At 31.0% G+C, this 10,266-nt stretch carries 3 protein-coding genes; all 3 read left to right on the plus strand.

Annotated features, from left to right (window positions below):
• The first annotated feature begins 312 nt into the window (after window positions 1-312).
• Genes Q0352_RS01695 through sprA form a run of 3 tightly spaced genes read left to right on the plus strand, consistent with a single transcriptional unit; the run spans window position 313 to window position 10,252 of the window.
• On the plus strand, window positions 313-2,589 hold the full coding sequence (locus Q0352_RS01695) for an NADP-dependent malic enzyme (RefSeq protein WP_299522610.1): 2,277 nt from the start codon (window positions 313-315) through the stop codon (window positions 2,587-2,589).
• 37 nt (window positions 2,590-2,626) lie between these two features.
• The gene (gene ruvA / locus Q0352_RS01700) at window positions 2,627-3,208 is read left to right on the plus strand and encodes a Holliday junction branch migration protein RuvA (RefSeq protein WP_299522613.1); all 582 of its coding nucleotides are present in this window, start codon (window positions 2,627-2,629) and stop codon (window positions 3,206-3,208) included.
• A 60-nt stretch (window positions 3,209-3,268) separates the two neighbouring features.
• Window positions 3,269-10,252 (plus strand): cell surface protein SprA, encoded by a 6,984-nt coding sequence (gene sprA, locus Q0352_RS01705; protein ID WP_299522616.1) that lies wholly within the window; start codon window positions 3,269-3,271, stop codon window positions 10,250-10,252.
• Window positions 10,253-10,266: the final 14 nt, after the last annotated feature.

Genomic DNA, 10,266 nt, shown 5'->3' on the forward strand with positions numbered 1-10,266 from the left:
AAATCCCGCAATTGCGGGATTTTTTATGTTAATGTATAAAAGAATAATACCGTTTGTTCCCGTTTTTTATATTAATTAAACTAAATTTTGTGATACTATATTTATCTTTTATATAACTAATCTGTTATTAACTTCAATAAATAATATTATTAAAAGAGCAAATATATTATGAAATATTTATTAAATGAGTAGAATAATGTCATTCGAAGTATTTTATATGTAACATTTGTGCGTTTAAAAATGATAATTATCATATAAGGCATGTCATATATGATTAACTTTGCACTACAATATACATAAATCATAAATATCATGAGTGATTCTAAATTCAGAGAAGAAGCGTTAAAATATCATCAATACCCTACTCCAGGGAAAATACAAGTTGTTCCTACTAAAAAGCATGCAACTCAAAAGGATTTATCTTTAGCTTACACTCCAGGGGTTGCGGCACCTTGTTTAGAGATTGAAAAAGATCCAGAAAATGCGTATAAATATACATCTAAGGGTAATTTAGTAGCTGTAATTTCTAATGGTACTGCAGTTTTAGGTTTGGGAGATATTGGAGCTTTAGCAGGAAAACCAGTAATGGAGGGAAAGGGATTACTTTTTAAAATATTTGCAGATATTGATGTTTTTGATATTGAAGTAGATACACATGATGTTGAAAAATTTATAGAAACGGTAAAAAATATTGCACCAACTTTTGGGGGAATTAATTTAGAAGATATAAAGGCTCCTGAAGCTTTTGAAATTGAGCGTAGGTTAAAAGAAGAACTGGATATTCCTGTAATGCATGACGATCAACATGGAACGGCAATAATTTCTGCTGCAGCATTAAAAAATGCGGTTGAATTAACAGGGAAAGATATTTCTAAAGTTAAAATTGTTGTTAGCGGCGCAGGTGCAGCAGCTATTTCTTGTTCTCGTTTGTATTTATCTATTGGTGCAAAAAGAGAAAATTTAGTAATGTGTGACAGTAAAGGGGTTATTAGAAAAGATGCAGATAACCTAACTGAACAAAAAGCTGAATTTGCAACAGATAGTGATTTACATAGTTTAGAAGAAGCAATGGTTGGTTCAGATGTTTTTGTTGGACTATCTAAGGGGGATTTAGTAACTCCAGAAATGCTATTAACAATGGCTAAAGATCCAATCGTTTTTGCTATGGCTAACCCAACTCCTGAAATTGAATACGATTTAGCAGTAAAAACGCGTAAAGATATTATTATGGCTACGGGAAGATCTGATAATCCTAATCAAGTAAATAATGTGCTTGGTTTTCCATATATTTTCAGAGGAGCTTTAGATGTAAGAGCAACAGGGATAAATGAAGAAATGAAAATTGCTGCAGTTCATGCTTTAGCTAATTTAGCTAAAGAAACGGTACCTGAACATGTAAATATTGCATATGGAAAAACGAATATGCAATTTGGTAGAGAATATATTATTCCTTCTCCTTTTGATCATCGGTTAATTACAGAAGTTCCCCCAGCAGTTGCAAAAGCTGCAATGGATTCTGGAATTGCAAAAAAACCAATTAGAGATTGGGATGTGTATAAAGATGAGCTAGCAGAAAGGCTTGGGTCTGGAAATAAATTTATTCGAATGTTGATGTCAAAAGCAAAATCGAACCCAAAAACAATCATTTTTGCAGAAGCAGATCATTTATCTGTGTTAAAAGCTGCCCAAATTATTCATGAAGAAGGAGCGGGAACGCCCATTTTGTTAGGAGACAAAAGCATTATCAAAGAATTAATGAAGGAAATTAATTTTGATGCAAATGTAACAATCATAGATCCAGTAGCTTCAGAAGAGAAAGAGAGAAGACATAAATTTGCGCAAGTTTATTGGAAAAAAAGACAACGCAAAGGAATAACGTTGTTAGCAGCACAAAGATTAATGCGTGGGCGTAATTATTTTGCTGCAATGATGGTAAATGAAGGTGAAGCAGATTCATTAGTTACAGGTTATTCTAGAAGTTACCCAGCAACTGTTAAACCAATGATTGAGTTAATAGGGAAAGAAGAAGGTGTTAAAAAAATAGCAGCAACAAATATTATGATTACCAAAAAAGGGCCAATGTTCTTTTCTGATACAGCCATAACTATCAATCCTACAGCTGAAGAATTGGCTGATATTTGTTATATGACAAGTGAGTCTATGAAAATGTTTGGGTTTAATCCTAATTTAGCGATGTTATCTTTTTCTAACTTTGGGTCTTCAGACTCCGAAGAAGCAAAAAAAGTTGTTGAAGCAACAAAAATAGTTCATTTAAAATTTCCAAATTTAGTTGTTGATGGCGATATACAAGTTGATTTTGCTTTAAACCAAACTATGTTAAAAGAAAAATTTCCTTTTTCTAAATTGAATGGTAATAAAGTGAATGGATTAATTTTTCCAGGATTAGAGTCGGCTAATATTGGTTATAAATTAATGAGAGATTTTAATAATGTAGAATCTATTGGTCCAATCATTATGGGGCTTAAAAAACCAGTTCATATTATTCAACTTGGAGCAAGTGTTGATGAAATTGTTAATATAGCATGTGTAGCGATTGTTGATGCTCAGGAAAAATCGAAAATTAAATAATATTTTATTACATTTGGGGTTATTACAAAAGTGAAATATGATAACTCAAATTAGAGGTAAATTAATAGAAAAAAACCCCACTTACGTTGTGGTAGATGTAAGTGGGGTTGGTTATTGGCTAAACATTTCTTTAAATACTTTTTCACTTTTACCAGATGATGAAGCCATAATGTTATACACGCATTTATCAGTAAAAGAAGATTCACATACACTTTATGGTTTTAGCACTAAAGTTGAGCGCGAAATATTTAAATTATTAATTTCTGTTTCGGGAGTTGGACCAAGTATAGCACGTACTATGTTATCATCTATGACTACTGATGAAATTCAACAGGCAATTGCCTCTGGAAATGTTGGGGTAATTCAATCGGTTAAAGGAATTGGAACAAAAACTGCTCAACGTGTATTAGTAGATCTTAAAGATAAAATTTCTAAAACATTTGCTATTGATGAAGTTTCCTTTGCTGAAAGCAATACGAACAAAAACGAAGCGTTATCTGCTTTAGAGGTCTTAGGATTCAATAGAAAACAATCAGAAAAAGTAATAGATAAAATTTTATTGGAAGATAAAACGGCACGTGTTGAAACTTTAATAAAAAAAGCGCTCAAAAACTTATAAGATTTGAAGAAGAAACAATTTATATTTAAAATATATTTAGTGCTTTTTTTATTGTTGTTTATGCAATCAATAATAAAAGCTCAAACTACGTCAATTGTAAAAACAGCAGATACAGTTAAAGTTGCAACAGTTCAAGATACATTAAAATTAAAATATCCTTTTAAAAGTGACCAATCTGGAAGTTTGTATTTAACAGATCCATCTAAATCTGAAATTATTTATGATGCTGAGTTAGAAAAATATATTATTCTTGAAAAAATGGGTGATTATTATGTGAAACGCCCAATTTACATGAATCAAGATGAATATAAAGAGTACAAGCTTAAAAAGGATATGCTTGAATATTACAAAGAAAAAATAAGCGCAACAAATAGTAAAAAAATAGGAAGTGATGATGCTCAAAAAAACTTGTTACCAACCTATTATGTAAATTCAGGATTTTTTGAATCTCTTTTTGGAGGCAATACAATTGAAGTAAATGCACAAGGTTCTGTGTTGGTTAAACTAGGAATGTTGTATCAAAAAGTAGACAATCCACAATTATCAGAACGAAACCGTAGTAGTTTTACATTCGATTTTAATCAAGAAATAAGTGCTAGTATTTCTGCAAAAGTAGGAACTAGGTTAAAAGTAGGAGCGCAGTACGATACTCAATCTACTTTTAACTTCCAAAATCAAATCAAATTAGAATATACACCGACAGAAGATGATATACTTCAAAAAGTAGAAGTTGGTAACGTAAGTATGCCTTTAAAGAATTCATTAATTGTTGGAGCTCAAAGCTTATTTGGAGTTAAAACTCAATTAAAATTCGGAAAAACCTCGGTTACAGGTGTGTTTGCTGAACAAAAATCACAAACAAGATCGGTTGCAGCTCAAGGAGGTTCAACAATACAAGATTTTGAATTACAAGCATCTGATTATGATGCTAATCGTCACTTTTTCTTAGCGCAATATTTTAGAGATGCCTATAACAATGCATTAAAAGAGTATCCGTTAATTAATAGCCCGATTAATATCACAAAAGTAGAAGTATGGGTAACTAATAGAAGTGCTTCAACAGTTGATATTAGAAATATTGTGGGTGTTGCAGATCTTGGAGAAGGAGATCCATCAAATATTGGACCTGCAAATGTTACACCAGTTCCAGGTTCACTATTACCCTTTAATGAAGCAAATGATATTTCAACTATATTAACAACTTCAAACGCAGTTCGTAAAATTGCAACTGTAAGTGATGGATTATCACCTTTTGCAATGCAACAAGGACGTGATTATTCTGTATTAGAGAATGCCATAAAATTAAGACCTGATGAATATTCGATACATCCTCAATTAGGAGTTATTTCATTAAATAGAAGATTGGCAGATTCAGATGTACTTGCAGTATCTTTTGAATATACAATTAGTGGAGATTCTAAAGTATATAAAGTTGGGGAATTTACAAGTGATGGTATTATTGCACCAGAAAATATTGTAGTAAAATTATTGCGTAGTGAAATTATTAGTACTCAAATACCAATGTGGGATTTGATGATGAAAAACATTTATTCATTGCAAACCTATAGAATGCAGCCAGATGGTTTTAGATTAGAATTGTTGTATGCTGATGATGCTACAGGTGTACCAATTAATGTATTGCAAAATGCACAAACTACTGGTGTTTCTGATAAGACACTGTTAAATTTATTAGATATAGATAGGTTAGATCAAAGCCAATTTTTAACTCCAGAAGGTGATGGTTATTTTGATTATGTTGAAGGGGCTACTGTAAATTCAGAAAAAGGCTATATTATTTTTCCAACAGTTGAACCTTTTGGAGAAGATTTAGAATCTAAATTAACGGATCCTGCTGATGCAACCTATGTATTTAATGAATTGTATGAAATAACCCAATCTGAAGCCAAGAATAATTTTCAACAAAAAGATAAATACTTAATAAAAGGGTATCATAAATCAGAAAGCACAAATGGAATTCCGTTAGGAGCATTTAATGTTCCACAAGGTTCAGTTAGAGTTACAACGGGAGGTAGAGAATTAGTTGAGGGAGTTGATTATGTGGTGGACTATCAAATGGGTAGAGTTCAAATTGTAAACCCAAGTTTGGAAGCTTCAAATGCGCCAATACAAGTTTCAGTTGAAAATAATGCAGCATTTAATTTACAAACTAAACGTTTTTTAGGAATTGATATTGAACATAAATTTTCTGATAATTTTATAGCTGGGGTGACCATTTTAAATTTAAATGAAAAGCCAATCACTCAAAAAGCATTGTTTGGACAAGAACCTATTAACAATACTATTTTCGGTTTAAATGCAAGTTATGGTACTGAAGTTCCAAAATTTACAAAGTGGGTAAATAAATTACCAAATATTGATACAGATGTTGTTTCAAACTTTTCAATTAGAGGGGATTTAGCTTATTTAATACCTGGTTCACCTAAAAGAATTGAACTTGAAGGAGAAGCAACTTCATATGTTGATGATTTTGAAGGTTCACAAATTCCTTTAGAAATAAAATCAATTCAGCAGTGGCATATGTCAAGTACACCGCAATTTCAATCACAATTTAACTTTGGAGGAAATGCTACAGATTTATCATACGGATATAAGAGAGCGCGGTTAGCTTGGTATATTATTGATCCATTATTTTATGGCGGTTCTTCATTAAAACCAGGAAATATTGATAATGCTGAACTTTCCAGAGCTGAAGTTAGAACAGTAAGATATGAGGAATTATTTCCAGAGCAAGATCTAGATTTAACACAATCTACTGTTGTTAGAACATTAGATTTAGCTTATTTTCCTAGCGAAAGAGCGAGTTATAATTACGATACTAATAATGTAGGAGCTGATGGTAAATTTACAAATCCTGAAGATAGATGGGGAGGAATTACAAGAGCATTAACAACTACTAATTTTGAACAATCTAACGTAGAGTATATTCAATTTTGGTTAATGGATCCTTACGATCATTATTCTATAACAAACGAGGAAGGATTACCTGCAGGAGTTGATCCAAGCGACCTAGCAAATCAAGTAGGGGATTTATATTTTAACCTTGGAAACATATCAGAAGACGTTTTAAAAGACGGAAGAAAAATGTATGAAAACGGTTTGCCTGCGAATGCATTAGATATAAATTTTGATCCAACTATTTGGGGTAAAATACCTACCAGACAGTCCTTATTATATGCATTTAGCGATAGTGATAGTGAACGTTTAGCACAAGATATTGGTTTAGATGGGATTAATGATGAAGAAGAAATTCAACAGTTTGGTACTGGGTTTGGTTTAGACCCTGCAAACGATAATTATTCTTATTTCAGAAGCTCAGAATATGATACGAATAATGCTTCTGTTTTAACACGTTATAAAAGATATAATAATACACAAGGAAATTCACCAACAAATAATTTATCAACTGAAAATTATCCAACTTCGGCTACTACGTATCCTGATACCGAAGATATTGATAAAGATCAAACAATGAATTCAGTTGAAAGTTATTATCAATACAGAGTATCATTAAATAAAAGTGATTTAACAGTTGGGCAAAATAATATTGTTGATGAGAAAATAGTAAATGTTCAACTTCAAGATGGTAGTGAAAAACAATTTAGATGGCTTCAATTTAGAATTCAAGTAGGAAGCCCTGATGAAGTTGTGAATGATATTACTGGTTTTAATTCAATTCGTTTTATGCGAATATTTTTAACAAAATTTAAAATGCCAGTTGTACTACGTTTTGGAGAATTAGAATTAGTTCGTGGAGACTGGAGACGTTATACAAAAACATTAGATGAGGCTATAGAACCACCTCAAAATTTAACAAACCCTCAATTACAAAATTTTGAAGTTGGAGTTGTTAACATTCAAGAAAATGAAGGAAGAAACCCAATTCCATACGTGTTACCTCCAGGAATTGAAAGAGAAATTCTAAGAGGAAGTACTACTTTACAACAACAAAATGAGCAGTCACTCACTGTAAAAGTTACAGATTTAGCTCCTGAAGAATCAAGAGCAATATTTAAAAATGTAATTGTTGATTTAAGAATGTATAAACGTTTAAAACTTTTTATACATGCTGAAGGAGTTCAAACACAATCACAGGTTCAAGACGATGAATTAAAAGCCATTATAAGAATTGGTAGTGATTTAAATGATAACTATTATCAAATAGAAAAATTACTTAAAATTTCTGATTATGGTGTAACTACACCACTAGAAATTTGGCCTGAAGAAAATAATTTAGATGCATTTTTAGAAAATTTCGGGAAGCTTAAATTGTTAAGATTAGAAGATGCTGTTGCGCCAAATGTATTATACCCAGCTATAGGCATGCCTTCACCAATTGAAGGAATCGAAGGGTATGATATTAGAGTGAAAGGAAATCCAAACTTATCGAACATTAAAACCATTATGTTAGGAGTTAAAAACGTTTCAAATACCAACCAAAGTGCTGAAATTTGGTTTAATGAAATGCGAGTTTCAGAATTTGATAATGAAGGTGGTTGGGCAAGTGTTGTAAGTGCTGATGCTAATTTCGCTGATTTCGCCGATGTTTCTGTAACAGGAAGAATTGAAACGAAAGGTTTTGGAGGTATTGAGCAACGTGTTAATGAACGTAGTCAAGAAGATACTAAGTTATACGATATTGTAACCAATGTTAATGTTGGTCAGTTATTACCAAAAGAATGGGGAATTAAATTACCTTTAAATTATAGCATATCAGAAGAGTTTAAAGATCCAAAATACGATCCTCAATATCAAGATGTATTATTTGAAGACGCTGAAAACATAAACCCTAACAGTAGCAATTCAAGAGATTATACAAAACGAAGAAGTATAAGTTTAATTAATGTTAGAAAAGATTACAATCCTGAATCAACAAAGAAACAGCACTTCTATGATGTAGAAAACATGTCTGTTTCATATGCTTATAACGAAACCTATCATAAAGATTACAATGTTCAGAAATATGTAGATCAAAATGTAAGAGCTTCAGCAAATTATAACTATAGTTTTGAACCACTAAGTATTGAGCCATTTAAAAATTGGGAAGGCTTAAACGATAAATATTTAAAATTAATAAAAGATTTTAATTTGAATTTATTGCCTTCAACAATTTCAGTAAATTCAAATATTGTTAGAAGTTATAATGAACAACAATCAAGAGATTTAATTGATATTGGTTTAGCACCGCTCCCAATTTTAAAACAACGTCATTTTATGTTTGATTGGGATTATAGCATAGGTTATAATTTTACAAAATCATTACAGTTTAATTTTAGAGCAGCCAATCATTACATATTTGATGATTTTGAAGCTTCAGAAGATATACAATTAATGGATAAGTTTTTTAATTTAGGAAGACCCGACCATTATCATCAAACGTTAAATGGAACCTATAAGATACCATTGAATAAAATACCATATTTAGATTTTGTTAATGCAGATTATGCTTATACAGCAGACTTTGATTGGCAAGCAGCATCACAATCCTATGTTGATAAAATTGGAAATGTAATTCAAAATGCCAATACACATACCATAGGTGCAGATGTAGATTTTAATAAATTTTATAAAACAGTAGGATTAGAGAAACTGTTTAGTGAAAAAAGTGTGAGCACTCAAAAAACAAATTCTGGTGTTCCGAATGCACCACGAAGTACTGGAAATAAAAAAGCAAAAACAACAGGAGGTAAAATAGGAAAAGGATTTTACAGTGTTTTAACATCAGTAAAAAAAGCGCGTGTTAATTATTCAGAGAATAATGGTACATATTTACCAGGTTATTTACCGGAAGTAGGGTTTTTAGGTCAGGATAATTATAGCGGAAGCCCAGCACCAACATTTGGTTTTGTGTTTGGTAGCCAAATAGATATTAGACAAAGAGGAGTTGAAAATGGATGGTTGTTATCTAGAAGTATTGATGATCCATATTTTAACAAAACATATAGCAGAACACATTTTAACAAATTAGATGGTACAATTTCAGTTGAACCATTTGATGACTTAGATATTGAATTTAGAGGTAATAAAACCTACACTAAAAACACTTCACAACAATTAGATGTTGTAGATAATGTTTTAACAAATTCTCCAATAACAGAATTTGGGAATTATAGTATTAGTTTTAATATGTTAAAAACGTCATTTAATAATAGTGATGTAAATTTTGAAGAATTTAAAGCTAATAGAGGAATTATAGCACAACGTTTAGCTTCTAATTCAGGGCAACCAATAAGTGGTTTTGGAGAAACAAGTCAGCAAGTTGCACTTCCTGCATTTATAGCCGCTTATTCAGGTCAAGATGCTTCAAAAGTAAGTTTAGAAACATTTAAGAGCGTTCCAATTCCTGGGTGGAAATTGAATTATAAAGGTTTTATGAAAATGAAATGGTTTAAAAAACATTTCAGAAGTTTTTCACTATCACATAGCTATAATTCTTTATACTCAATTACTAGTTTTAGTAATAACCTAGAATATAATGTGGATGCTCCATATGCAGAAACAGATATTGTAGGAAATTACTTCAATAAAACACTTTTTACTAATGTGAATTTAATTGAAGAATTTTCACCGCTGATAAAAGTAGATGTAAAAATGAAAAATTCATTTTCTTTTAGTGGTAGAGTCAATAAAGATAGAGGTCTCACATTAAATTTTAATAACAATACTATTACGCAAATAAAAGGAACAGAATATGTTATTGGTTTAGGGTACAGAATTAAAGATTTAGCAATGAGATTTAATTTTGGTGGGGAAAAAACTAGATTGAAAGGAGATTTAGATTTAAGAGCCGATTTATCGTTAAGAGATAATATTACAGTAATTAGAGCAATAGATCAGGATAATGACCAAGTAACAGGAGGACAGCGTTTATTATCATTAAAGTTTTTTGCAGACTATGCAGTGAGTAAGAGTTTAACAGCATCATTCTATTTCGATCAAAGTTCTTCACAATATGCAATTTCAACCACTTTCCCTAGACAGTCAGTAAGTTCAGGGTTAAGCATTAGATATATATTAGGAAATTAAATAATAAATTAAAT

Source organism: uncultured Lutibacter sp., assembly GCF_937891065.1.
GTDB lineage: Bacteria > Bacteroidota > Bacteroidia > Flavobacteriales > Flavobacteriaceae > Lutibacter.